The sequence below is a fragment of the Nostoc sp. genome, assembly GCF_036917815.1.
Taxonomy (GTDB): Bacteria; Cyanobacteriota; Cyanobacteriia; order Cyanobacteriales; family Nostocaceae; genus Nostoc.
Genome location: NZ_JBALEK010000042.1, coordinates 1 through 25178, shown reverse-complemented (window position 1 = coordinate 25178; position 25178 = coordinate 1). Strand labels below are relative to the sequence as shown.

Genomic DNA, 25178 nt, shown 5'->3' with positions numbered 1-25178 from the left:
TCCCTTATCCCCCCACTCCCCACTCCCCAATAAACGCCATATCACTTAAAATGCGGTATTAATATTTATTTTTTATTTCTAATGATTAAGGGTTAACGTTAATCCGCCCACGACACACCAGCTTGCCTGGGATCAGCGTTAGTTCTTCGACATCTACATCTGAACCAAGATCCAGATTGTACTCATGATTGTCCTCTAATATATCTCCTTGGTCAGGCTTGATTTGGGTATGTGCCACTTTTAACTCATGCCCACTGAGTAACTGTGAGCTTAGACAAATCTCTAGAGGTGTTGTTTCACTATTGGTTACTCTCATACCTCGTAGTATAATTTGATTGTTCCCAAGGAGAATTTCTTGCCAATTAATTGGTTGTGACTGTGGGTAATGTGTTGGTAAAACCTTAACCAATAAATCACTCAAAGCAGTCGATAATAAGTTAGATGAGAGAGAAGCATTAAGATCCTTCTCGTCTACGATTAAATCGCCAACCACTAGTACTGTTTCTAACAGTTGTAGGGGTTTCCCCTTAAGTACGGAGCCAATATTTATCCGAATATTTTCTGCTATTAATTTAATTTGTGTAATCAGTAGACCTTGATAAACTGCATGAGTAGCAAAAATAGATACCAAGGGGATGCGTCCAGAGAGAAGTTGGCGATCGCTCGCTTTAATCTCTACTTCTAATTCCGATATTTGGCTGACTTGCGTTCTCAACCAGAGCTTTACTGCTGTTGTGAGTACCTGCGTAATTATGCGGATTTTATTTGCATTTGTAGTTTGGGAATTTTGCTCTGGCATTTAACCAATCTGTTTATGAGTATTTGTGCAACAACCGAACAGAAATTAAACAAGCCTTAAATGTAACATTTATGCCTACTCGCGACAAAATGCAAATATCATTTAATTGTTGACAATAAATAAGCAATTTCCACATGGAGGTACGGTTACAAAAAATTCTTGCTCAATGGGGCATCGCCTCACGTCGTGAAGCCGAAGAAATGATTAGGAACTCACGGGTGCGGATCAATGGAGTATTGGCACATTTAGGTCAAAAAGTTGATCCCGAAAAAGATGCGATCGCGATCGATGATAAACCCGTATCCGTAAAGCACCGTCCGGCTTTAATATATCTATTGCTGCATAAACCGGCGGGAGTGGTTTCGACTTGTTACGACCCTCACCGAAAACCAACAGTCCTGGATCTACTACCGAAAGAATTACGGGAGGGTTTAGGGATTCATCCAGTTGGGCGTTTAGATGCAGACTCTACAGGAGCATTAATCTTAACCAATGACGGGGAACTGACATTTGGATTAACCCATCCACGCCACAGCATTTCCAAGACATATCGTGTTTTGGTCAAAGGACATCCGCCAGAAGCAGTACTCCAAAGGTGGCGTCAGGGTGTGATGTTAGAGGGTAGAAAAACCAGAGCCGCTCAGGTACATCTAATAGAACTTTATACCGAGCAAAGCCTTTTAGAAATAGTGTTGCAGGAGGGAAGAAATCGTCAAATTCGCCGTATAGCCCAACAGTTAGGATACCCAGTAATTCAGCTGCATCGGACTGCGATCGGCCAAATTCAATTACAAACTCTAAAAGAACCCTTTTTGTCAGAGGGTAAATATCGTTTCCTCAAGGATCATGAGATTCACTTTTTGCAAGAGCAGATAACGCAACCTAATTATTGATTCAGCAGAGTCAAGGAGAGTCAGTAGGCATGAAATGGCTAAGAAAGAAGAAGAATAATCACCAACCATCACTTTCATTAGAGGAACAACGAGCCGAAAGGTTGGCAGAAATGGGCGCTCAACTTTGGGCATTGCGGCAAGAACAAGGTTTATCTCTAGAGCAAGTGGTTGCATTAACCAGGATTCCCCAACGATTATTGCAAGCGATCGAAGAAGGTAATTTAAACGATCTGCCGGAACCAGTCTATATTCAGGGTTTGATCAGGCAATTTGCCGAAGCTCTAGGCTTGAATGGAGTAGAATTTTCTGGCACTTTTCCGATCAGTTCTGCACAACTGAACCCCGGAAGTATGGGTAATACTTCACCCCTTGCTCAACTACGTCCGATTCATCTTTATTTTCTTTACATCTTGCTAATTCTATGCTCTGTAAATGGCTTGTCTCAGTTATTAAATAACGCTGTACTACAAGCAAGTAATGGCCAAAACCAGCCATATCCAAAACAAAAGTCCGTTGTCAAACCAGAACTAGCCCAACAAAAAGAGTCAGCAGAAATCCAGCCGATCAGCGATACTCTTAGCGGTGTCCAGCAGAGTCAGGCTGTACAGATTGGTGTCACCTTGAAAGCATCATCTTGGATTCGCGTAGTAGCCGATGGCAAAACCGAGTTTGAGGGTACTTTGCCTGAGGGAACTCACCGGATTTGGAAAGCCCAAGAGCAACTGACAGTGAAAACTGATAATGCTGGTGGTGTGTTGATGAGCGTCAATCAAGAGAAAGCGAAGGAAATGGGAGAGCCGGGGAAAGAGGAAGAAGTTAGGATTGCTGCCAAGCCTAAGTTTTGAGATGAGGAGGATGAGGGAGATGAGGGAGATGAGGAGGATGAGGAGGACAAGGAGGCATTTACTGCTTTCTCTCCCTTATCTCCCCCTGCTCCCTCATCTCCCCATCTTGCCCTGCTACCCCACCCCACTCACTCCTTACTGGGCTTGCGGGGCGCGTCCATTAAGTCTGGTAAGAACTTTTAAGCGATCGCCTAATTCGTCTCTTAAGGCTCCTGTTTGATAGCGCCACTCCCAGTTACCTTCAGCAATACTGGGAAAATTCATTCGTGCTTCGTTTCCTAATCCCAAAATATCTTGCAAAGGAATAATCGCTTGGTTGGCTATGGAACTTAAAGCTAGGCGAATTAAATCCCAGTGGACACCTTCAGGGCTGATACAACCTAAATAAAGCCATAAGTTTTGCTTTTCGTTGTCATTAGCTGTGTTGAACCAGCCGATGGTTGTGTCGTTATCGTGAGTGCCAGTATAAACTACAGCATTTCGTGAGTAATTGAATGGTAAAAATGGATTAGCGGGATCTGAACCAAAGGCAAACTGCAAAATTTTCATTCCCGGAAATTCATATTTGTCTCGCAGCGCTTCTACCCCTGGTGTAATTACTCCCAAATCTTCCGCCAAGACGGGTAGCTTGCCCAACTTCTGCCTAATCACTTCAAAAAAAGCATCTCCAGGTGCTTCCACCCATTCGCCGTTAATAGCAGTTTCTTCACCTTTGGGTACTGACCAATAAGCCTCGAAGCCCCGGAAGTGGTCAATGCGAATTATATCTACATAATCCAGCATGGCCTCAAAGCGCTGTACCCACCATTTAAAGTCTTGTTTTTGCAATTGCTCCCAGTTATAAACTGGGTTGCCCCACAATTGACCGGTGGCGCTAAAGTAATCTGGTGGTACTCCTGCCATTTGAGCAACTTCTCCCGTCTCTTCGTCTAAGCAAAAGATGTCGGGATGCGCCCACACGTCGGCACTATCATGAGCTACGTAGATGGGGATATCGCCGATAATGTCAATGCCCCGCATATTGGCGTAGTTTTTCAGGTCTGACCACTGCCGGAAAAACTGAAATTGGACGAACTTGTAATAAAAAATATCTTCGTTGAGTCGGCTCTCTACTTGAGCTAATGCTTCCGGTTCGCGCTTGACAAATTCTGGCTCCCATGTATTCCAGCTTGCACCATTGTTAGCATCTTTCAGTGCCATAAATAAGGCGTAATTATCTAACCAATAGGCTTTACTGTCGCAAAAACCTTCAAACTCTTTATGCTGGATAGGTGTAGCATTAGTTCTAAAGTTTTCACAGGCTTTTTTGAGTAGCCTAATCTTAATTGGTACAACCTGCTCGAAATCTACCTTTTCTACCGGAAATCCTGGTAAATTAGCAAAGTCTTCTTCAACTAGCAAACCCTCTTCTAGGAGTTTTTCTGGGCTAATCAGCAGGGGATTTCCTGCCATTGCCGAGTAGCACATATACGGAGAATTGCCGTATCCAGTCGGGCCTAAGGGTAAAACTTGCCAATATTGTTGATGGCTCTCTTTGAGAAAATCAATGAAGTGATAGGCTTCTAAGCCTAAATCCCCAATACCAAATCGACTGGGAAAGGAAGTAGGATGCAGCAAAATGCCACTGGATCTAGGAAAAGGCATATTTAACCTGAGTTATGAGAAAGAGCGATCGCATCGAATCTATCACGCTACGTTCAGCTTTGAAAGCTGGTGGAATAAGGGAGATGAGGAGGACAAAGAGAATAACCAATACTTCGGCAACTCTTGGAGACGCTACGCGTAGCAAGATCCCCGGAGGGGTACGCTCAGTACAAGTGCCCAATTCCCAATTCCCAATCTTTAATTAATCCAAAATCCAAAATCTAAAATCCAAAATTCCATGTCTTACCGAAATCCTACACCGACAGTTGATATCATCATTGAACTAGTAGATCGACCTCATCGGCCAATAGTGTTAATTGAAAGACATAATTTACCCTTGGGTTGGGCTATTCCTGGTGGTTTTGTAGATTATGGGGAATCTGTAGAAGTGGCGGCGCGGCGAGAAGCTGAGGAAGAGACGGGTTTAAAGGTGGAGTTAGTTGAACAATTACTGGTGTATTCTGACCCGAATCGCGATCCGCGTCAGCATACCATTAGTATTGTGTTTTTGGCGACAGCTACGGGGGAAGTTGTGGCTGGGGATGATGCGAAGGGTGTAGGTATTTTTGAGTCTTGGCGAGTGCCTAGTAATTTATGTTTTGACCACGATCGCATTTTGCGCGATTATTGGCGATATCGGCATTATGGGATACGTCCGAGGTTGGGGTAGGAGGAACGAACCGCAGAGGCGCAGAGAGCGCAGAGAGAAGAGGAGAGAAGAATACCTGTGACACAAAGTTTTTGTGATTATACTGTGTCAGTGGTATTTAATGGTGCATTATGGATGCTAAGGAACTGTTGGAGAAATATGCCGCAGGACAAAGGAACTTTCAGAGAGCAGTACTGAAAAATGTAGACCTCAGAAATACAGACCTCATTCAAATAGACTTATCGAATGCCGACCTAACTGGTGCAAATTTTAAAGGTGCGGATTTAAGTAAGGCAAACCTGACAGAGGCAATAATTAACGGAACCGATTTAAGTAAGGCATGTCTAACAGCCGCAAATCTCAGTAAAGTGAATGGTACATTTATTTTGATTGGTAACCGCCATCAGCGTGTGCTACAGCCGGCAGCAAACTTTAGTGGTGCAAACTTAAGCAGTGTTAACTTAAGTGGAGCAAATCTAATTAATGCAAACTTGAGTCACGCCAACTTAGACAAGGCAAATTTGAGTCATGCAAATTTGAATAGTGCAAACTTGAGTCACGCCAGCTTAGACAAGGCAAATTTGAGTCATGCAAATTTGAATAGTGCAAAACTGAGAGAAGTTTCCTTAACAGGAGCAAATTTGAGTAATTCAACACTCAGTAGTGTAGATTTTAGTGGAGCTTCCCTGGTAGCAGCAGATTTGAGTCGAGCTAACTTAGAGGGCGTAAACTTTCAAAAGGCAAATCTACAGGGTGCTAAACTGCAAGCAGTAAATTTACAGAAATTTAATCTATCAGGCTTAAATTTGACTGGAACTGATCTGGCTGGAGCTAATCTCACACAGGCAAACCTCAAAGAATCTTGTCTCCAAAGGGCAAATCTGGAGAGAGCAGTTCTGCAAGGAGCAGATTTGAGAAAGGCAAATTTGAAGGAAACAAATTTCACCAGAGCAGACTTGACTGATGCTACTACTTATGGATGGCTAATTGAGGATGCTGACTTCAGTCGTGCAATAATGCCAGATGGAGAAGTTTACAAGCCGATCGCAGCTGAAGCAGAAATCGGTACACAGGAAACATCGTTAAACAAAGTAATATCTATGACCCGTAAAGTAATTAATACTGATAAAGCACCGGCTCCAGTTGGCCCTTATAATCAAGCGATCGCCGCTTCTGGTCAATTTGTATTCGTCGCTGGACAAATTGCCATCGATCCCCGCCTTGGTGATGTCGTCTACACTGATGATGTTAAAAAGCAAACTGAGCAGGTATTAGCTAACCTTGAAGCCATCCTCACAGCAGCTGGTGCAACTTTCCAAGATGTGGTGAAAACCACTGTATTTTTAGCTGATATGAATGATTTCGCGGCGGTGAATGCCGTTTATGCAAAATATTTCCCCGAAGATACAGCCCCAGCACGGGCTTGTGTCCAGGTATCGCGCTTACCTAAAGATGTGTTGGTAGAGATTGATGCGATCGCAGTGATTAGTGGTTAGTGGTTAGTGCCAGCATGAGTTAGGGACTGACAAATAAAAAATATCCCAAAACTGACGCAAAAATCCTCTCTATTTATCTTCTCTCCGTGTTCTCTGCGTCTCTGTGGTTCGTTTCTTTGGATAATTTATTTCTTGGAAATCCCTTATTTTAATCCACATTCCTTCAAGAGACTCAGATACCCGACTTGTTCAATAAGTCGGGGATATTTTTATTTTTGTTCGTAACTTGATAGACATTACAACCAACGTTGTTTTTTAGCATAGACAATACTACCAATCACAATTGATGCCATAACGCAAATCACAACAGGATAAGACCAAGGTTGCTCTAATTCCGGCATATATTTGAAGTTCATTCCATAGAAACCAGACATGAAAGTGATTGGTAAAAATATAGTCGAGAGGATAGTCAGACGATTAATTCGTTCACCGGTTTTGCTAGCAATATTATCGCGTTGAATTTCCATTAATTCTGACATCCAGGCTCTCAGAGCTTGATATTCTTGCCAGAGTTTATCAACGTGATGAACCAATTCTTGATTGAATAGTTCTTTCACTGGCTGGCTAATCCATTGAAAATCTTCGTTATCCATAATACCCATAAGTAACTTGATACTTTGAAAATTACGGCGTCCAGAACGAGTAGATTGCCTCATTGTGGCAATTTTTTTGTACGTTGATTCATCACCGGAATTGTCTAAAACTTCATCTTCTAAATCATCAAGTTTTCTAGAAATATAGCTAAATACAGTTTCATAATTATTCAAAATATCTTTAAAAATGAGATAAAAAAGATAGTCAATTCCCAACTTATGAATATCTAGAGTTCCCTTTTGCAGATTATTAGTTAGAATGCTTAAAATTTTTAATTCAGTGATTTCAAAGGTGATGATAAAATTATTTCCAACCACAATATTGCCACGCACAACCTCAAACTCATGATTTTTTATTTGAGGAGTTAAGATTTCATAGCTGTCAAATAAACAATCTTCTACATCTTCATCAATTCCTAGAGGTGAATGGTTAAAAATCATGTTAACACGAGATGGATTGAGTCCAAAGTGCTTGATAATTCTGGCTGTTGCAGTGCGATCGCGGAAGTGAACACAACGCAACCAAATATTGTGAGAGCCATCAATTCTTTTTAGTACCGTATCGACATCCCTACTGGTAAATATTTCCAGGTTATCTGGATGAAAAGTGAGCAGAATTAGCATATAGCAATCCTAATTGAGTCGTGATAAAATACGGTGACTCATTTTGAACGATAGTTTCTTTGACTACAGACGACACTTAATAATTCAAAATTTCAATTCTTTTCTATTTTCCCAGATTTAGGGCGAGTATTTTTCGCCGGTGCTGAATTATTTTGTAGAATTGCAATTTCCCTCTGTGCATCTTGATAACTATCTTGTTCTCCTTGTTGTTGGAATAGTTTGGCAGCTTTTTGGAAATCTGCGATCGCACCTGATTTATTTTTCTGCTTGGTGCGAATCACACCCCGGTTATAGTAGGCTAAAGCATTGTTGCCATTAATTGCGATCGCTCGTGAATAATCCTGATTTGCAGCTTTTTTATTTCCCAGTTCGAGATAGGCGTTACCACGGTTGTTGTAAGCTACTACATTATTAGGATCTAGTTTTAGGGCTGCGGTGTAATCTTCAATCGCGCCTTGATAATCTCCGAAAGAAAAGCGGTGAATAGCTCTGTGAATATAAGCTGCAATAAATTTAGGATCAATCTGTAAAATAGTGTTGTAATCTTCAGTCGCTTCGATTTTATTTCCCAAATCGCTGTAAACATCCCCACGATTAAGATAGGCTTCTATATATTTGGGATTGATTTTAATTGCGTCGGTATAATCTTTAAGTGCTGCATATTTTTGGTTATTAATAAATTGAGTTAAACCCCTTTGATAATAAGCTTTGGCATCACTGGGATTAATCTTAATGATTCTATCAAAATCTTCGATTGCTCCAAGTCTTTGTCTGAGGCGACGGTGGAGAATCCCTCGCTGTAAGTAAGCTTCGGTATACTGAGGTTTGAGAGCGATCGCTTTGTTAAAATCTCCAATTGCTCCTTTATTATCCTTCAATTCAGCACGAGCTAACCCGCGGCCATAGTAAGCGTAGACATTCTGAGAATTTAACTTAATTGCTTGGTTATAGTCAGCGATCGCTTCTTTGTACTTGCCTAATTCCGAAAAAGCAAATCCTCGGTCATAATAGGCATTAGCATCTTGAGGATTGAGCAAAATCGCTTGGCTAGAATCTGCTTGTGCTTGCTCGTAGTCTCCTAATCGATAATAAGCATTACCTCGCCTATTATAAGCCAAAGCGTTTCGCGGATCTAATTCAATAGCCTGATTGAAATCTTCAATTGCTCCTTCATAGTTTCCGGCGTCATATTTATTTAGTCCATCTTGATATAATTTTTTTTCAGCATTATTTACAGGTTTTGGCGACTGCAAAAACCACGTCCCAACACTAAGTGTGATACATCCAGCTACACCCATTAGAACTAGTAATAATTTTTTATCATGCTGTTTTTGCTGATGGGTTTCAACATTTTTTAACTTTTTTAGATCATCTAAAACTTCAGTTGCATACTGATAGCGCTGACGATAGTCAAAACGCACCATTTTATTAATAATTTTTACTAATTTACTGTTAAATTTTAGATTTTTATCGCGCCAAATTATTTCACCTGTCAGGTTATTTTTCTGACTTCGCAAATTAGATATTTCCTTTGTTGGTAAACCTCTCATGGCTGCGATCGCAACCATACCTAAAGCATATATATCACTGTTATATTTGAGGTTGCCGTTAACTTGCTCTATAGGCATATATTCGAGATTGTCAACGGTATTAGTCATAGCTTCATTAACAGTACCAAAATTAACTAAAACTAACTTTTTATCTGACTCCCGCCGAATAATATTTGCTGGTTGAATATCCCGATGAATCACGCCATAGCTATGTAAAATCACCAAAATTTCTAACACCTCTGATAAAAGAGTAATTACTTGGTCTTCACTCAGAGGTTGTCCCTGGATAATTTCGTCAGCGAAAAGATTACCGGGGATGAATTCTTGGACTATATAGAATTCTTCATTTTCTTCAAAATAAGCAATTAGCTTTTGAATTTTATCGTGTTTTTGTCCTAGTTGTTTTAATGTTGCTGTCTTTCTGGCAAACAAGCGGTGTAAGATTGTTAAAGTTTGAGGATTGCTACTAGGAGGACATAACTGCTTTACTATAAATTGGTTGTCAGAAACATTAACATCTTGAACTAGATAGGTTTTACCCTTTTCCCCATCACTGAGAACTTTTAGTATTCGATAATGTCCATCTAGGAAATTACTATTCATCAATATCAATCTAGTTTTATAAATTGTTCGATTATAGCTTAAGTAAAAAATTTAAAATGAGATAATTTATTTCTTGAAAATTCCTTAAGCCTCTCCTCGGTTGCCTAACGGCAGGCTGATGCCAATGGGTAGAGGTTTAAAGAGCAATACGGTTCGGTTAAGGCAAGAGACGCGATAAATCGCCGTCTCTACAATTAGCGGCGTGTCATCAAAAAACCTTATCCGAACGAACCGTATTGCCCCGACTTGTTCGCGCAGCGTCTCCCCCTGGGAAAAGCAACTGGCGCGACACGGAGAGAGAAGAAGGAGGAGGAAAAAATTGCTTAACTGAACTGTATTGGTTTAAACAGTGTCAAATCAAATCTATCAAACTCACGCCATTGCAAGCCGATGCATTAACAATGCAAGAAGAAAATAGTTCCTGTATTTACAGCAAAGAGGGAGTTATAGTCAGGTTTTACGCTGGAATTACAAATTTCTCACTACCAGCTAGTTCAAAGGCTCCATGAATGGCTTGCAAAGCTTTAACACCTTGCTCTTGTGCCACTACACAACTAATTTTTATTTCTGAGGTGGCTATCATTTGAATATTAATTTGTTCTTGGGCTAACGCTTCAAACATTTTAGCGGCAACACCTGGTTGTCCTACCATACCTGCACCGACAATACTCACCTTAGCGATCGCACTATCTAAAACAACTTCACCCCATCCTAACTCTGCTGCTACTTGGGTGAGCATCTCTTTGGCATTTTCCCCATCCATCCGCGAGACGGTAAAGGCAATATCTCGCCGAGGAACACCATCAATCACTCGACAGCGCTGAGATTGAATAATCATGTCAACGCTAATGTTATGCTGCGCTAATAATCCAAACAACTTCGCCGCCATCCCTGGACGATCTGGCAATTGGCGAATAGCAAGACGCGCTTGATTCAAATCGAGGGCAACGCCACGAACGGGAGGAGTGGGGGAGGAGTTAGGAGTTAGGAGTGAGGAGTTAGGAGTTAGGAGTTCTCCTCTGCTCCCTGCTCCCTGCTCCCCTGCCTCTATTTCAAAGGCGGTGCGAAGTGCGTTGACGGCGCGATCGCATTGAGTGGCATCGACTACACAACTTACTTTCACTTCGCTGGTGGAAATCATTTGAATATTCACGCCAGCTTCGGCTAAGGTAGCAAACATCTTCGCAGCTACACCGGGACGGCCAATCATTCCTGCGCCGGCGATGCTGACTTTGGCAATGTTATGTTCTATCATTACCTCGGCTTCGTCAAACTTGGGGTTAGGTTGACTCCTCAGTGCTGGGGCGATCGCTGCTGCTACTGCTTCTGCACGTCTTAATATTGGTGTTGCTACTGTAAAGGCAATGTCATTACTGTTACCTTCATGAACTGATTGAATAATCAAATCTACGTCTACTTTTTGCCGAGAAATTTCGCCAAATAACCTGGCTGCTACCCCTGGTTTGTCGGGTACGCGCAACAAAGCAACCTTTGCTTGGTTAGTGTCAAATTCTACAGCATCCACTGGACGAGCAATTTCTAGATTGATTAGCGATCGCCCTTGGGGTTTAGCTGATGTCACCCAAGTACCTGGTTGATCCGTCCAACTAGACCTAACTACCAGGGGAACACCATAGTTACGGGCAATTTCCACAGCTCGGGGATGCAATACTTTTGCACCCAAGCTAGCTAATTCCAACATTTCATTGCAGGTGATGGCATCCATCAACTGAGCTTCGGGAACTAATCGGGGATCTGTAGTGAGAATCCCTGGAACATCTGTATAAATTTCACAAAAATTCGCTCTTAAGGCGGCAGCGATCGCCACTGCTGAGGTGTCAGAACCACCACGCCCCAAAGTGGTAATTTCCATCTCTCCGGCGCTGGATGTACCTTGGAACCCTGCTACGACAACTACTTTACCTTCATTTATGTGGCGACTTAGGCGGGTAGTTTCAATATGCAAAATCCGAGCGCGGCTGTGTTCGGCTTCAGTAACAATTCCTACCTGAGCGCCAGTCATGGAAATTGCGGCTTGTCCGAGTTCTTGCAAAGCCATACTCAGTAAGGCAATGGTTACTTGTTCGCCAGTGGAAAGCAGCATATCCATTTCCCGGCGGTTAGGATTTGGAGAAATTTCATTAGCTAGTTTGACGAGTCCATCGGTGGTTTTGCCCATTGCCGAAACCACTACAACGATAGAGTTTCCAGCTTTAACAGTTTTATAAACACGTTGTGCAACAGCTTGAATCCGTTCCACTGAACCGACAGATGTACCACCGTATTTCTGAACTATGAGCGCCATAACTTTTTATTTAATCAATTGTGCCTGGTTTCATCAACACTTCCGCCGGGTTAGGAAACCTTGAAGGCTTATCAGTTATATAGTGTACTAAATATCGTGCCGAATGCCCCATCATAATTATTCAAAAACTACATCTTCGTAGAGTGCTGCTATTGTTTCCTCAAAATCTACACTGTTGAGTCGAAATGATTGATGTTCTGATGTATAAGATTGTAAAACCCACAACCCTTGCTCATTGCGTCGGAAACACTCTACTCTCTGACGTTTTGTATTAATTAAAACATACTCCTGCAAACTTTCCAGTGTTTGATAATCGGCAAATTTGTCGCCTCGATCAAAGGCTTCGGTAGAATTAGATAAAACTTCGACAATTAAACAGGGAAATCTTTTATAACCTGGGGTTTCTCGATCTTGTTGATCGCAAGTAACCATCACATCGGGATAATAAAAGCGATTCAGAGATTCAATTCTGGCTTTCATGTCAGCAATGTAAACACGGCAACCAGAGCCGCGGACATGATTACGGAGGAGAGCGAATAAGTTTCCCGCAATGGTAACGTGTGGATCTAGCGCTCCAGCCATTGCGTAGATATAGCCGTCGATGTATTCATGCTTGATATTGCTCTGTTCCTCCATTTGGAGGTACTCTTCAACGGTGACGTAGTTTTGTTGGGGTGAGGCTATCATAGTTGAACCTTTAATTTAGGAATATAGGCTTCATTCTAGCGATTGCTTATTATCACCATCTTGATATTCTTTGATTTTGGCATATAAGCTGGCAACCGTTTCTTTAGCAAATAGTTTTTCTTTAACTTGCAAATAGTCACCTTCACTTAGTTTACAAGCTGCCCAAAATTTCATTACCTTCGACGGTTCTAAGTGGCAGTTAAAAATTAGGTGATAAACCCGCTTGTTTACAAATTTCATTAGCAGTAATACGATCAATGGTACGATGCCGTTTTACCGGAAGAGTTTTGATATCATTAGTATATATAGAATGATTTCCTCCTTCCCTTAATAAATAAAAGCCATTTTGCTCTAAGTATTTAATTAGCTCTTTTCGTTTGACTGACACACTCAAACCTCTATAGGAATTTGTTCGAGCAAAGAACCACCTGTGGGAATTTCTTTATTTTGTTGACGATAGGCAAGAACCATTTCTTTGGTTGCATCTTGTAACATAGCTCTACATTCTTCTATGGTTTCTCCTTCTGTGATGACTTCTTGCCATTCAATAAGTTGTCCCATATATCCGCTATTAGTTTTTGTATATTTTGCAGTGTATGTAATTAACATTGCTATGTTTGTGAAGATAATTATATGATTTATCGTAGCTGATTTTTTGTTGTGGGAGACATTGCTCTTCATCATTCATAACTGCATAATAGCGTAGGCGTAGCCCGCACTTCGGCTGCGCTCAGTGACCGTCGTAGACATCGCCCTGACACCTCATCATTCAATCGAGGTAAACTGTCAGAGGAATCCATTTTTTAACGTAAGATTAAACTGGTAGCACAACGCAAGATTTCATGACCATAAAATTTATTCTGAGCGACTATGTTGACCGAGCGATGTCTGGCGACAAGCCGCTTTGCGTCTACGCCCAGGCAATTTATGACAAGTTAGAAGATGGTACATTTACAGGTAGGATTCCTGTTTGCAAAGGAGTGATAGCTTTTGCATCGACTTTGCGCGAGTGTGAGGATGAATTACGCTCAATACTGGAAGACTGGATTTTGCTTGGGCTGAAACTGGGACATCCTTTACCAGTTATTGATAATGTTGATCTCAACAAGGAGCCGACCCTTGAGCCGATAGATACCGTGTAAGCGTCGGGATTTTGTGAAGATATTACGATATAATAGCGTCACTGAACAGCCCGCACTTCTCTACGAGACGCTGCGCGTAGCTTGCTTCCACGGAGTGGTACGACAAAGCTCAGTGACCATCGTAGACATCGCTTTCTGGATTAGTCAATAGACGTTATCCTTAAGCAAGGATATGGAAGCAGCAATCCAAGAAGGCTCAAATGAATATATCTTTAACACCAGAACTAGAGCAGTTTGTCGAGTCAACAGTCAAAAGGGGTAGGTACTCATCTGCTTTTGAGGTAGTTCGCGCCGCCTTACGACTGCTAGAAGAACGGGAGATGGAGCGTTTAGTCAAATTAGAGGAACTCCGCAAAGAAATTGCTATTGGAATTGGAGATTCAGATCGCGGTGATGTATTTGATGGCGAAGAGGTATTAAGAGAACTGCGGGAAGAAATTCAACAGGCGCAGCAGGATTAAGAATGAGCAGATATATTTTGAGTGCTGCTGCCAAGCAAGATTTAAAAGATATAAAAAACTATATAATTCGGTTTAATTTAGGTGCAGCTGAACGCTTTCTTGATGCTTTTGAGGAAAAGTGTGTTTTACTAGCAGATTTTCCCGAACTTGGGCGTAGTCGTGAGGAACTAGCACCCAGCTTACGCAGTTTGCCAGTGGATAATCAAGTGATTTTTTATCGTCCGGTTAAAAATGGTATCCAAGTTGAGAGAGTATTGAGCGGACATCGAGATTTTGAAGATATTTTTCATGGCAGTGAGAAAAAATAACAGCGTAGGCGTAGCCCGTCGTAGACATCGCCTGTTGATTTACACTTTTAAGTTTTATAAGGTTAAATTTTACTGTGGTGGGGGGAGGCGATCGCGCAAATATACTAAATTTTCACGCACAGTAACAGTATTAGGATGATTTGCGCCTAACCGTCGCTCCAAAATATCTAATGCTTGAATGAAAAGGGGTTCGGCTTCGCTGTATCTGCCTTGGGATTCATAGAATCCAGCCAGATTGTTGAGGGTTTGTGCAACATCAGGATGTTCCTCTCCAAACAAGCGTCGCTTTAGTTCTAAAGTTTGCAAGTAGAGGGGTTCAGCTTCGCTGTATTTTCCTTGAGAGTTGTAGAGTTCCGCCAGATTGTAGAAGCTAGTAGCAACATCAGGATGTTCTTCACCCAGCAAGCAAAATAAAGATGTTCCTCACCCAAGCGTTGTTTAGTTATTTCTCTGCACTTTTTACACCAAGGTAAAGCCTGATCATACAAACCCTGACCACTGTAAAACCAGGCATTACCAATAAAAGGCAAAGTTAAATCATCATCGCTGACGTATTGAATAAGATTGTTCGCTACTTCAGCTATATGAGGTATTGCGGGTGTGACATCGGTAATTTGGTTAAGGTTGGGAGTTTCAGGAATCTCGTCGGCAATTTCTACAATTACCCGACAAATGCAATGCTTGAGTTCTTCTGCTTGCTCTAAACCTGTAAGCTTATATTGAAAAAACTCCCGTAGCAGTGGATGCAGTTGATAGATTCCCTCTCCTTTGCGCTGGAGTAAATGCAGATTCAGCAAGCGATCGTCTCTAATTTCCTCTAAATCTTCGGCATCTTCTTCTGGTAAACACTGTTCCACCAACTTCCAAGGTATGGGTGCGGCTGCAAATAAACTCAATAAACAGCCCAGTTGTTTATCATCGTCTTCTAATTCCTGCCAACTTAACTCAAAGGCTGCTAACACACCTCGTTGTGCTGTCATGTCAGCTTCCGACTTAGATTTAGAGAGGGAACGCTCATCTAATCGCTTGTTCTTCAACCGCCGCAACATTTCTGTTAGAGATAAATCCTGTTTCCGCGCCAGATAGCGCCCCACTAATTCCACACCCAAAGGTAAATATCCCAGCCATTCACACAGATGCAATGCTGCCAGTTCCCCGAGTGACCTCTCCCCTAACCCCTCCCCTACGAGGGGAGGGGAATAAAACTCCCCCTTCCCTAGTAGGGAAGGGGGCTGGGGGGTTAGGTCATTCTCTTTTTCAATTCGTTCTACGCCAATAAGTGACTTCAACAACTCCAGCGCCGCCTGTGGTTGCAGCACATCTAAAGATAACTGCGCGATGCGTCCCAACTTCTGGCGCGTAGTCATCAGCACTTTAAACCGAGAAGGTAGCGACTGGAAGTAAGGCTTAACTTCCTCATAGTCGCTGACATCATCCAGCACTAGCAGCACATCACCCTCACGCCAACGCCGCCAGCAATATTGCACTTGCGCGACTATATCAAAATCTTCTGGCGGCTTTAAATCAAGCTGCGTTCTGGCAAACTGCACAACTTGAATGCCCACATCTCCAGTCTTTGCTAGCAACCAGCAAAGCCCACCGTTATATGTTTCGCGCCGTTTGATGGCATATTGTAAGGCGAGTTCTGTTTTACCAACTCCACCCATGCCAGCGATCGCAACAATGGCAACTTGTTTATTATCCTGCAAAAGTTGGTGAAGATTTTGCAATTCCTCTTCACGCCCGACAAACTCCATTACCCCACTCAGGGGCAAATTTTGCGGTATTTCAGTAGAAAGTATCGATTCCCCTGGGGGCGACTTTAGTCAGAAGTTTAAGGTGTTACCAGAAATGGTATTAGTTCCACCTTTGATATTTATCCCCTGCCAATTTTCTATAATAGTGTTCGTCAGTTGAGGTTGTGCCTCATTAGCTACAGCTTCCACAGCTTGAGCAATCTCAGGATCTTTCTTCGCCGCTTCCTCTACTTGCTGCCCAATGAGATAAGCTTGACCATAATCTAAAGGTTGTGTTTTAACCTGTTCGATAACCTTCGCTGTGCTAGGTTCCTTGCGTTTCAGCAGAACTAACAACTTTTCGCCTTCGTCCCAAGCCTTTTCGCCGATGATTTCACCAGTTTTTTCAAAGGCTTTGGTGATTACCAAGGTTGCGATCGCAGCTGCTGTCAGTGATACTGGCTCCATAAGTTTGCCAAAATACACGAGATTTTACTTATGGTTCTCAGTTTAACAGTCAACTTAGAGCCAAGGCGAATAGAATTCGCGGCTACACAAACAAAGTCCGCCTACGCGGACTAATGAAACCCACGTTCGCGTAGCGTTCCGAAGGAAAGGTGGGTTTTGCCTGTGTAGCTGCGGTTTCTAACCGCCCTTTTATAAGTTTAAAGGGACGACTCCAACAAATGAAATCGTCCCTTCCAATTTATAAAAGTGAAATATTCCCTATCTACTTACCCTGGAAGGTTGAACCCACTCATCCCAAGAACTATCGTAGCCATCATAAGTAATTCTATAAAGATTGTTACTAACTTCTAAAACCTGCCCTGGATACCATTTTCCCTTCCACAAAATTCTGACTGCATCTCCAGTTTGAAATGATGCCCGGAAGCGTCTACTACCAACCCATTCATTCCAGGAACTATCATAACCATCGTAGGTAATATAGCACTTATCATCATTAACCTTAAGTACCGTTACCGGATACCATGCTTGCTTCCAAAGAACCTCAGCCTTTTGTCCCACAGAACAGGGTGAAGCAGCAAAAGCACTGGGAATCAATGTTCCTACCCAAGTTGCCATAAAGATGGCACTAAACAATACTTTGTTTTTCATGATTTTTATCCTCAAATAGTAAAACCGAATTTTGATGATGATTTATGGAAATCTACTTCAAAATTTGCAATTAACTGTTACTATTTTTATGGGATTAGTTTAGCGATCGCCTCAGCAAAAATTAGGAATTTCCACCGCGATATATGAAGTTAGCACAGTGACATTTAAGGGTAAAAAACCTACTCCTGGTATAATACCTTCTTGCATTTTACTACGTACTACTTCAATCAATCCTTACGCTTGTTAGTTCCTCAACTGGAGCATTTTTGTAGAGTATTTTAGCGTAGGCGTAGCTCGCCTTCGGAATCGCTGCGATTATTTCTTCACCATCTCACATCTCATTTATCTTTATCGGCAGAATAAAACTGGGATGCTCCCGTTCCATAAATTGCCTGAATGTTATTACCCTCACGTTCATTAAACAATTTAGCTGCTAATACCAATTTTTTATGAAGCTGCATATAATTCGATCCCCCCGAACAAGCCTTAATAAGGGGGGAACCGGAAAAACATCTATCAAAGTCCCCCAATTTATCGGGGGATTTAGGGGGATCAAGATATGTGCAACTTCACATTAAATTGGTATTAGCTTCTACAATTGTGACAACTGGTGCATTCAGAATTAGTAACTCTGGTGAATGGCTAATAATAAAATCGCAATTCCCATTTAAAGCTTGTGCTGAATCAACAGTAAAATCGATACCAGAAAATCAACTTATTCGATTATTTAAATATTTTTTTTTACAGCAATTAAAATGGCGCTATAATCATCTATGAACGGGATTTTCCCGTATTACTAGCAAGAGCTAAAGATACATTTTCCCGCAAGACTTCTGCAAGTAGTGGTGGAGACTCTACTTCATGTACAGATCCAAATATATCGATTTTATCAGAATATAGTTAAGCCAAAGGTTTTTCTAACTCTATCTAAAGTAAAGTCACTGGATGACACTTGAGTTTATCCAGTAAATAATCCAGATAATTAAATTGTGCCCAACTATTAGCAAGATATATTGCTGATAGTTGGCACAATTATAGGATTCCTATTTGATTTTTGAACAAAATTAGGTACTGTAGGGTGCGTTAGGATGAAATCTGTAACGCACCATTCGTAAGGATTTAGTGCGTTACGCTGTCGCTAACACACCCTATGTATCTTTTTGAAAATCAAATAGTAGTCGTATAGTATGTGAATATTTTGTAACTTTAAGCAAGGAAACCTGCAAAAAAGTCCAAAGTTTCTTTCAGTGCTTTGATAAAAATATCAATTTCCTCGTGCGTGTTGTAGAAAGATAGACTTGCTCGTGCGGTTGCAGCAAGACCTAAATAACGGTGTAATGGTTGAGTACAGTGGTGTCCAGAACGGATCGCAACGCCTTCTTGATCTAATAATGTAGATAAGTCGTTGGCGTGGACTTCCCCGGCTGTGAACGACGCAAGAGCGGCTCTACCTTCTCCTTTCGCATTTGGTTTGGGTCCGTAAATTCTAATTTGGGGAATTTGCTCTAATTGTTGGAACAAATAAGCCGTTAATTCGGCTTCATAGGCGTGAATTTTATCCATGCCAATACTGCTAAGATAATCTATGGCAGCCCCAAGCGCGATCGCTTCTCCAATTGCAGGTGTACCGGCTTCAAATTTATGTGGTAATTCTGCATAGGTGGAATGGTCTAAATACACCTCTGCAATCATCTCACCACCACCAAAAAATGGTGGCATTGATTCTAACACTTCCAACTTGCCATACAGAAATCCTATGCCAGTTGGGGCGCACATTTTGTGGCCGGAAGCTACCAACCAATCACAATCTATTTGTTGGACATCAATAGGGAAGTGGGGAACGCTTTGACAACCATCGACTAAGAATTTAGCACCATATTGGTGAGCGATCGCACCAATTTCTTGCACTGGATTAATACAACCCAAAGCATTAGAAATATGCACCACTGATACTAATTTAGTTTTGTTTGAAATCAGTTTTTTAAACTGCTCCAAATCAAAAGTTTCTTCTGGTGTCAGTTCCACAAATTTCAGTATTGCACCCGTTTTTTGGGCGACGAATTGCCAAGGTACAATATTACTGTGGTGTTCCATCACCGACAGAATAATTTCATCTCCCGGCTGCAAATTGTTCATACCCCAACTGTAAGCTACGAGGTTAATCGCCTCAGTTGCGTTACGAGTGTAGACTATTTCCTGACGCGATGCAGCATTGATGAATTTGGCAACTTTATCTCTAGCACCTTCATAAGCATCGGTAGCTTTAGCACTCAGAGTATGGGCACCGCGATGCACGTTAGAATTATATTGCTCGTAATAATCCCGTAGGGTATTTAATACAAACAAAGGCTTTTGCGATGTCGCAGCATTATCGAGATAAACCAGGGGTTTATCATTGACTTCCTGATGCAATATCGGGAAGTCAGCGCGAACTTTATCAGCTAGGGTTTTGGTAGTTGTGAAAGTCATTGGTAGATTAGTTATTAGTCACTTGTACTGAGCGTACCCCTCCGGGGAAGCAAGCTACGCGTAGCGTCTCGTAGAGAAGCCGTTGGCGCAGCCTCTCGTAGAGAAGTATTAGTCATTAGTCAAGGACTTAAGATTATTGACTGTGTTTAAAAGGATTTCTCGCAGAGAAGGAACTGGTATTTGGTTGATGATTTCGGCAGCGAAGGCGTTAATTAACAACTTCCGAGCATCGTTTTCATCAATTCCCCGGCTTTGTAGATAGAATATTTCATCATCTTCCAATTGGCTAACGGTGGCACCGTGAGCGCATTTGACATTATCGGCAGTAATTTCCAATTGGGGTTTAGTATCAACCCTGGCTTTAGATGATAACAGCAAATTCCGATTCATCTGGACTGCATCTGTCAACTGCGCTCGTTTGGGAACTAAAACTTTACCATTGAAGACTGCGTGAGCGCGATCGCCTACAATACACTTATGCAATTGCTTACTCGTACTGTGAGGATAGTTGAGTGCGATCGCGCTGTGAGTATCCCCCAACTGCTTACCAGAAATCATCGTCAAACCATTGAGAGTAGTTTCAGTCTGCTCACCAGTTTGCAAAATCTCCAAATTGTGCCGTGACAACTTCGCACCCAAAGTTATGGCATGACAAGTATATCCACTATCACGAGATTGTGCGATCGCAGTCTTCCCAATATGAAAAGCCTCTGCACCTTCTCGCTCAACCCTAGTGTGACTCACCTGGGCATTGTCACCAACCCAAACTTCCGTAACCGCGTTAGTAAAATATACTCCCTCTTCCTCCGCGCTCTCTGCGCCTCTGCGGTTCGTATACTCCTCAACCAACGTCACCTGCGAACCACCTTCCGCCACCACCAAACAACGCGGTTGCGAAATCGTCAGCGTCTTACCTGAAATAAACACCAAATGAATTGGCGTTTTAACAACCACATTCTTCTTCACCCACACCACAGCTGCATCAATTATCCCAGCCGTATTGAGAGCAGTAAAAACCTCCTGCGCTCCCTCAGCTTGAGCTAAATACTGCCGTACACCCTCCTGCTCATGCAGAGGTAAGCCAGCCAAATTACTCACCACAATACCAGATGGTAAATCTGAAACTGCGGATAACTCCGGTGCAAAAACGCCATTAACAAATACCAAGCGACTATTAGCCGCTTCTGGCAAAACATCAAATTGTAAAGACGCATAATTTACCGTCTCTACATTAAATTGCACCTTACGCAGAGACGACAAATCAGTAAATCGCCATTCTTCCTCGCGCGTGGTGGGAATAGTCGAGTGGCGTACCCAACTAGCAGCACTTTGGCGTAAATCCTGCAACCACCCCTCTGTTTTTGATGCAGTTACCTGATTTAACAATTCAGTTAGGTAGGCATCTTTATCTAACAGAGTCGATGTCAAACTGACTACATTTGAGTTAGGAATTGTGCTGGGAGAAACTTGAATACTCATTACACACCCACCTCAGCTGCAAATTCTGCCAACACCCAGTCATAACCACGAGATTCTAACTCTAGCGCCAGTTCCTTACCACCACTTGTAATAATCTGCCCCTGTGCCATCACATGGACAAAATCAGGCACAATATAATCAAGTAACCGTTGGTAGTGAGTAATTAAAATTGTGGCATTTTCTGGACTTGCCAGTTGATTTACCCCATTCGCCACAATTCGGAGCGCGTCAATATCCAAACCCGAATCAGTCTCATCCAAAATTCCCAACTTTGGTTCCAGCAGCGCCATTTGCAGAATTTCATTCCGCTTTTTCTCACCACCAGAAAACCCTTCATTCAAACTCCGACTGAGAAAACTGGGATTCATCTTCACCACATCCAGCTTTTCTTCAATCAAATCGTCAAAATCAAAAGCGTCTATTTCCTCTAAACCTTGGGCCTTCCGCCGGGAATTGTACGCCACCCGCAAGAAATCCAAATTGCTCACACCCGGAATTTCTAATGGATACTGAAACGCCAAAAACACACCACTTCTAGCCCGTTCCTCCGGCTCCAACTCCAGGAGATTTTGCCCCTGAAAAATCACCTCACCACCAGTCACCTGATATGCTGGATGCCCAGCCAACACCTTAGAAAAAGTACTCTTACCAGAACCATTCGGCCCCATGATCGCATGAATTTCACCCGATCGCACCTCCAGATTCACACCCTTAAGAATCGGTGTCCCATCAACATTAGCCGTCAGATTCCTTACTGACAGCACAACTTCACTATTTTCAATAATCATCTTCTCTCTCTTCTCTCTGCGCTCTCTGCGCCTCTGCGGTTCGTTATTCTTCCAAAGATAAACACAGATGTCCCCGTGTTTATCCTTGCTTCCATTTATCCAACACTACCTTCCAACTTCAAACTCAACAACTTATCAGCTTCCACAGCAAACTCCATCGGTAGCTGATTGAAAACATCCTTACAGAAGCCGCTAATCATCATCGAAATAGCATCTTCCGAAGAAATACCTCTTTGAGCGAAGTAAAATAACTGATCTTCCCCAATCTTAGAAGTAGAAGCTTCATGCTCCACCTTCGCGGCGTTATTTTGCACCTGGATATAAGGGAAAGTATTCGCATGAGCATTATCCCCAATCAGCATGGAGTCACACTGAGAATAATTTCTCGCCCCAATCGCTGTCGGGTTAACTTTCACCAAACCCCGATAGCTATTGCTAGATTTACCTGCGGAGATTCCTTTAGAAATAATTGTGCTGCGGGTATTCTTACCAACGTGAATCATCTTACTACCCGTATCAGCTTGCTGCTGATGATTTGTCAGCGCCACCGAGTAGAACTCACCCACAGAGTTATCACCCACCAATACACAGCTAGGATATTTCCAAGTAATTGCCGAACCTGTTTCTACTTGAGTCCAAGAAATCTTGGAATTTACGCCCTGACACAAACCGCGCTTGGTGACAAAGTTGTAAATACCGCCTTTACCGTTGGCATCTCCAGCGTACCAGTTTTGGACAGTTGAGTATTTAATTTCAGCGTTGTCGAGGGCGACAAGTTCCACAACGGCGGCGTGCAACTGGTTGCTGTCATACATCGGCGCGGTGCAACCTTCAAGGTAAGAAACATAACTACCTTCTTCGGCGACAATCAAAGTCCGCTCAAATTGTCCCGTATCACCAGAGTTGATGCGGAAGTAGGTAGACAGTTCCATTGGACATTTAACGCCTTTAGGAATGTAGACAAAGGAACCATCACTAAAGACGGCGGCGTTTAAGGCGGCAAAATAGTTGTCAGCGATGGGAACAACGCTACCCAGGTATTTTTTAATCAGTTCTGGGTGTTCTTGCAACGCTTCCGAAAACGAACAGAAAATAACGCCGTCTTCCGCTAGCTTTTCTTTAAATGTCGTGGCGACAGAGACGCTATCGAAAATTGCATCGACGGCGACATTTGCCAGTCGCTTCTGTTCAGATAGGGAAATGCCTAACTTCTCAAAGGTTTCTAAAAGAGTTGGATCAACTTCGTCCAAACTGTTTAGTTTTTCTTTCTTGCGTTTCGGCGCTGAGTAGTAAATGATATCCTGATAATTAATTGGCGGATACTTGACATTGGGCCAAGTTGGTTCCGTCATTTTTTGCCACTGGCGATAAGCTCTGAGGCGAAAGTCCAACATGAACTGCGGCTCGTTCTTCTTGGAAGAGATCAAGCGAACAACGTCCTCATCTAGTCCACGCGGTATAGTGTCGGACTCAATATCGGTGATAAAGCCGTACTTGTAAGGTTGGTTGACTAAGGTTTTGACAGTGGCACTCATCAGTAATAATCTCTCGTGTTCGGAACTTGAATCTTTATAAGGATGGGAGTCGGACTTTTCTTTAGCCGATTCCCCATATCGCATTACGGAATGGTTACACGGCTGCTAGAATAGTGGTGGAGAGTAAAACAACAGCTATGTTGTTTAATGTATCTTCATTTTACGCTAAATTAACAACAACAATGTTGTCAAAGTCAAATTTTCAAAGAAATTTTTGGGACGTTCGCTGAACGTCTCGCACCAGAAGATGGCGACTACTCACCAGTCCTCAACCAAGCAAGATATCCTAGAGTATCTGCACAAACACGAAAAAGCAACGGCTTTGGAGCTAGCTGAAGTTTTAGACGTTACCCCCCAAGCGATTCGTCGCCATCTCAAGGATTTGGAGACGGAGGAGCTAGTTTTGTATGCGACATCTGTACAGGCGGTGGGCATGGGGCGGCCACAACACATTTATCAACTGAGTCGTCAGGGACGCGATCGCTTGCACCGCACAATGAGCGATCGCTTTGGTGATGGCCACGGCAATTTTGCGGTTTCGTTGCTAGACACCTTAGCCGAAACGATGGGACACGACCAATTTAAATCGATTTTAGAGAAACAGTGGCAACGCAAAGCCCTAGAATACCGCGATCGCGTGGGTAGCGGTTCACTGCGAGAACGGGTAGCCAACTTAGTAGAATTGAGAAAAGCAGAAGGCTTCATGGCAGAATATCACCCTGTTGATGTGAATGACAGCTTTGAGAGCGATCGCTTTATTTTTATAGAGCATAACTGCGCCATTTCTAACGTTGCCGAATCTTTCCCCAGCATTTGTGGTCACGAATTAGAAATGTTTGCTGCTGTATTACCTGATTGTACCGTAGAACGCACCCACTGGATTATTGATGGCGAACATCGTTGTGGCTATTTAGTACAAGTTCGCCATTAGTCATTAGTCATTAGTCATTAGTCAACTAAGTTTGAGATAGCGTTTATGGACGTACTACCACAGCAACCATCAGCACAGTTTTTAACTCTGGAAGAGTCAGCAAAAGTAGACGCGGCTTTGTTGTCTTCTCCAGAAAAGTTTTTAACAAGATTGACAATTTCATCACTTAAGCTTTTGAAGCATATCGCCCAAGAGTACGGTGTTGCTATTGAAGATTTGACAGCACAACAAGTAATTGCTTGGTTTGAAAAAGATGGCAAAATTCGACGTGAACAGGGAATTGAAGATTCATATTTGAAATGGTGAACTAGATATAAACTAATACCCAGAACCCCGACTGATCATCAAAAGTCGGGGTTCTATTTTATTAGGCAATATGGTTCAGTTAAAGGCTACTGGCAACAATTTTGGGTTTTTGAGTTTTTGAGACGCGATCAATCGCCGTCTTTTTGAGACGCGATCAATCGCCGTCTTTTTGAGACGCGATCAATCGCCGTCTTTTTGAGACGCGATCAATCGCCGTCT

At 42.4% G+C, this 25178-nt stretch carries 26 protein-coding genes and 1 pseudogene; 10 read left to right on the top strand and 17 right to left on the bottom strand.

Annotation, left to right across the window (positions count from 1 at the left end):
- Nucleotides 1-85: 85 nt before the first annotated feature.
- Nucleotides 86-799, bottom strand: coding sequence for an LmeA family phospholipid-binding protein (locus V7K97_RS12290; RefSeq protein ID WP_334801244.1), 714 nt, complete (start codon nucleotides 797-799; stop codon nucleotides 86-88).
- A 134-nt stretch (nucleotides 800-933) separates the two neighbouring features.
- On the opposite strand from V7K97_RS12290, the gene V7K97_RS12285 reads away from it, so the two are divergent.
- The gene (locus V7K97_RS12285) at nucleotides 934-1692 is read left to right on the top strand and encodes a pseudouridine synthase (protein WP_334801243.1); all 759 of its coding nucleotides are present in this window, start codon (nucleotides 934-936) and stop codon (nucleotides 1690-1692) included.
- 29 nt (nucleotides 1693-1721) lie between these two features.
- Entirely contained in the window at nucleotides 1722-2537 is an 816-nt protein-coding gene (locus tag V7K97_RS12280) for a helix-turn-helix domain-containing protein (protein ID WP_334801242.1), read from the top strand.
- Between the two features lie 135 nt (nucleotides 2538-2672).
- Here the strand turns inward: V7K97_RS12280 and malQ are convergent, their stop codons facing one another.
- Nucleotides 2673-4181 (bottom strand): 4-alpha-glucanotransferase, encoded by a 1509-nt coding sequence (gene malQ / locus V7K97_RS12275; protein WP_334801241.1) that lies wholly within the window; start codon nucleotides 4179-4181, stop codon nucleotides 2673-2675.
- Between malQ and V7K97_RS12270 the strand changes: the two genes are divergently transcribed.
- From V7K97_RS12270 to V7K97_RS12260, 3 genes are all read left to right on the top strand, one after another.
- Nucleotides 4156-4323: a hypothetical protein gene (locus V7K97_RS12270; protein ID WP_334801239.1), complete on the top strand. Its 168-nt coding sequence runs from the start codon at nucleotides 4156-4158 to the stop codon at nucleotides 4321-4323. The two genes, malQ and V7K97_RS12270, sit on opposite strands and share 26 nt — an antisense overlap.
- A gap of 96 nt (nucleotides 4324-4419) precedes the next feature.
- The gene (locus V7K97_RS12265; protein ID WP_334801237.1) at nucleotides 4420-4851 is read left to right on the top strand and encodes an NUDIX hydrolase; all 432 of its coding nucleotides are present in this window, start codon (nucleotides 4420-4422) and stop codon (nucleotides 4849-4851) included.
- Nucleotides 4852-4961: 110 nt separating this feature from the next.
- A complete protein-coding gene (locus tag V7K97_RS12260; RefSeq protein WP_334801235.1) occupies nucleotides 4962-6326 on the top strand; it encodes a Rid family detoxifying hydrolase in 1365 nt (454 codons plus the stop codon).
- A gap of 236 nt (nucleotides 6327-6562) precedes the next feature.
- On the opposite strand, the gene V7K97_RS12255 is transcribed toward V7K97_RS12260, so the two are convergent.
- From V7K97_RS12255 to V7K97_RS12225, 7 genes are all read right to left on the bottom strand, one after another.
- A complete protein-coding gene (locus tag V7K97_RS12255; protein ID WP_334801233.1) occupies nucleotides 6563-7543 on the bottom strand; it encodes a magnesium transporter CorA family protein in 981 nt (326 codons plus the stop codon).
- Between the two features lie 92 nt (nucleotides 7544-7635).
- Nucleotides 7636-9696, bottom strand: a complete 2061-nt coding sequence (locus V7K97_RS12250; protein WP_334801232.1) for a tetratricopeptide repeat protein — start codon at nucleotides 9694-9696, stop codon at nucleotides 7636-7638.
- A 457-nt stretch (nucleotides 9697-10153) separates the two neighbouring features.
- Nucleotides 10154-12001, bottom strand: coding sequence for an aspartate kinase (locus V7K97_RS12245; RefSeq protein ID WP_334801230.1), 1848 nt, complete (start codon nucleotides 11999-12001; stop codon nucleotides 10154-10156).
- Between the two features lie 117 nt (nucleotides 12002-12118).
- Complete coding sequence (locus tag V7K97_RS12240; protein ID WP_334801229.1) at nucleotides 12119-12688, bottom strand: Uma2 family endonuclease; 570 nt, start codon at nucleotides 12686-12688, stop codon at nucleotides 12119-12121.
- A 30-nt stretch (nucleotides 12689-12718) separates the two neighbouring features.
- Nucleotides 12719-12928, bottom strand: a complete 210-nt coding sequence (locus V7K97_RS12235; RefSeq protein WP_334801228.1) for a hypothetical protein — start codon at nucleotides 12926-12928, stop codon at nucleotides 12719-12721.
- Complete coding sequence (locus tag V7K97_RS12230) at nucleotides 12888-13076, bottom strand: type II toxin-antitoxin system HicA family toxin (RefSeq protein ID WP_292750017.1); 189 nt, start codon at nucleotides 13074-13076, stop codon at nucleotides 12888-12890. The genes V7K97_RS12235 and V7K97_RS12230 overlap by 41 nt, the downstream gene beginning before the upstream one ends.
- 2 nt (nucleotides 13077-13078) lie before the next feature.
- Nucleotides 13079-13297, bottom strand: coding sequence for a type II toxin-antitoxin system HicB family antitoxin (locus tag V7K97_RS12225; protein ID WP_041565577.1), 219 nt, complete (start codon nucleotides 13295-13297; stop codon nucleotides 13079-13081).
- Between the two features lie 233 nt (nucleotides 13298-13530).
- Here V7K97_RS12225 and V7K97_RS12220 point away from each other — a divergent pair, with 233 nt between their 5' ends.
- From V7K97_RS12220 to V7K97_RS12210, 3 genes are all read left to right on the top strand, one after another.
- Nucleotides 13531-13830 (top strand): type II toxin-antitoxin system HicB family antitoxin, encoded by a 300-nt coding sequence (locus V7K97_RS12220; protein ID WP_334801226.1) that lies wholly within the window; start codon nucleotides 13531-13533, stop codon nucleotides 13828-13830.
- Nucleotides 13831-14030: 200 nt separating this feature from the next.
- Nucleotides 14031-14291, top strand: a complete 261-nt coding sequence (locus V7K97_RS12215) for a type II toxin-antitoxin system ParD family antitoxin (RefSeq protein ID WP_334801224.1) — start codon at nucleotides 14031-14033, stop codon at nucleotides 14289-14291.
- Nucleotides 14292-14293: 2 nt separating this feature from the next.
- Nucleotides 14294-14599 (top strand): type II toxin-antitoxin system RelE/ParE family toxin, encoded by a 306-nt coding sequence (locus tag V7K97_RS12210; protein ID WP_334801223.1) that lies wholly within the window; start codon nucleotides 14294-14296, stop codon nucleotides 14597-14599.
- 69 nt (nucleotides 14600-14668) lie between these two features.
- Here V7K97_RS12210 and V7K97_RS12200 read toward each other — a convergent pair.
- The 8 genes and pseudogenes from V7K97_RS12200 to sufB all read right to left on the bottom strand — a co-directional run bounded on the left by V7K97_RS12200 (nucleotide 14669) and on the right by sufB (nucleotide 23722).
- Nucleotides 14669-16356: pseudogene (locus tag V7K97_RS12200) on the bottom strand (tetratricopeptide repeat protein).
- 69 nt (nucleotides 16357-16425) lie between these two features.
- Nucleotides 16426-16803, bottom strand: a complete 378-nt coding sequence (locus V7K97_RS12195; RefSeq protein WP_334801220.1) for a hypothetical protein — start codon at nucleotides 16801-16803, stop codon at nucleotides 16426-16428.
- Between the two features lie 258 nt (nucleotides 16804-17061).
- On the bottom strand, nucleotides 17062-17451 hold the full coding sequence (locus V7K97_RS12190; RefSeq protein WP_334801219.1) for an agenet domain-containing protein: 390 nt from the start codon (nucleotides 17449-17451) through the stop codon (nucleotides 17062-17064).
- A 338-nt stretch (nucleotides 17452-17789) separates the two neighbouring features.
- The gene (locus V7K97_RS12185; RefSeq protein WP_334801217.1) at nucleotides 17790-17912 is read right to left on the bottom strand and encodes a hypothetical protein; all 123 of its coding nucleotides are present in this window, start codon (nucleotides 17910-17912) and stop codon (nucleotides 17790-17792) included.
- Between the two features lie 745 nt (nucleotides 17913-18657).
- The gene (locus tag V7K97_RS12180) at nucleotides 18658-19920 is read right to left on the bottom strand and encodes a cysteine desulfurase (protein ID WP_334801216.1); all 1263 of its coding nucleotides are present in this window, start codon (nucleotides 19918-19920) and stop codon (nucleotides 18658-18660) included.
- A gap of 108 nt (nucleotides 19921-20028) precedes the next feature.
- A complete protein-coding gene (sufD, locus tag V7K97_RS12175) occupies nucleotides 20029-21399 on the bottom strand; it encodes a Fe-S cluster assembly protein SufD (RefSeq protein ID WP_334801214.1) in 1371 nt (456 codons plus the stop codon).
- Nucleotides 21399-22187, bottom strand: coding sequence for a Fe-S cluster assembly ATPase SufC (gene sufC, locus V7K97_RS12170; RefSeq protein WP_334801213.1), 789 nt, complete (start codon nucleotides 22185-22187; stop codon nucleotides 21399-21401). The genes sufD and sufC overlap by 1 nt, the downstream gene beginning before the upstream one ends.
- A gap of 95 nt (nucleotides 22188-22282) precedes the next feature.
- Nucleotides 22283-23722: a Fe-S cluster assembly protein SufB gene (gene sufB / locus V7K97_RS12165; protein ID WP_334801211.1), complete on the bottom strand. Its 1440-nt coding sequence runs from the start codon at nucleotides 23720-23722 to the stop codon at nucleotides 22283-22285.
- Between the two features lie 247 nt (nucleotides 23723-23969).
- On the opposite strand from sufB, the gene sufR reads away from it, so the two are divergent.
- Complete coding sequence (sufR, locus tag V7K97_RS12160; RefSeq protein WP_334801209.1) at nucleotides 23970-24653, top strand: iron-sulfur cluster biosynthesis transcriptional regulator SufR; 684 nt, start codon at nucleotides 23970-23972, stop codon at nucleotides 24651-24653.
- Nucleotides 24654-24698: 45 nt separating this feature from the next.
- Nucleotides 24699-24959 (top strand): hypothetical protein, encoded by a 261-nt coding sequence (locus V7K97_RS12155; protein WP_334801207.1) that lies wholly within the window; start codon nucleotides 24699-24701, stop codon nucleotides 24957-24959.
- The last annotated feature ends 219 nt before the right edge of the window (nucleotides 24960-25178 follow it).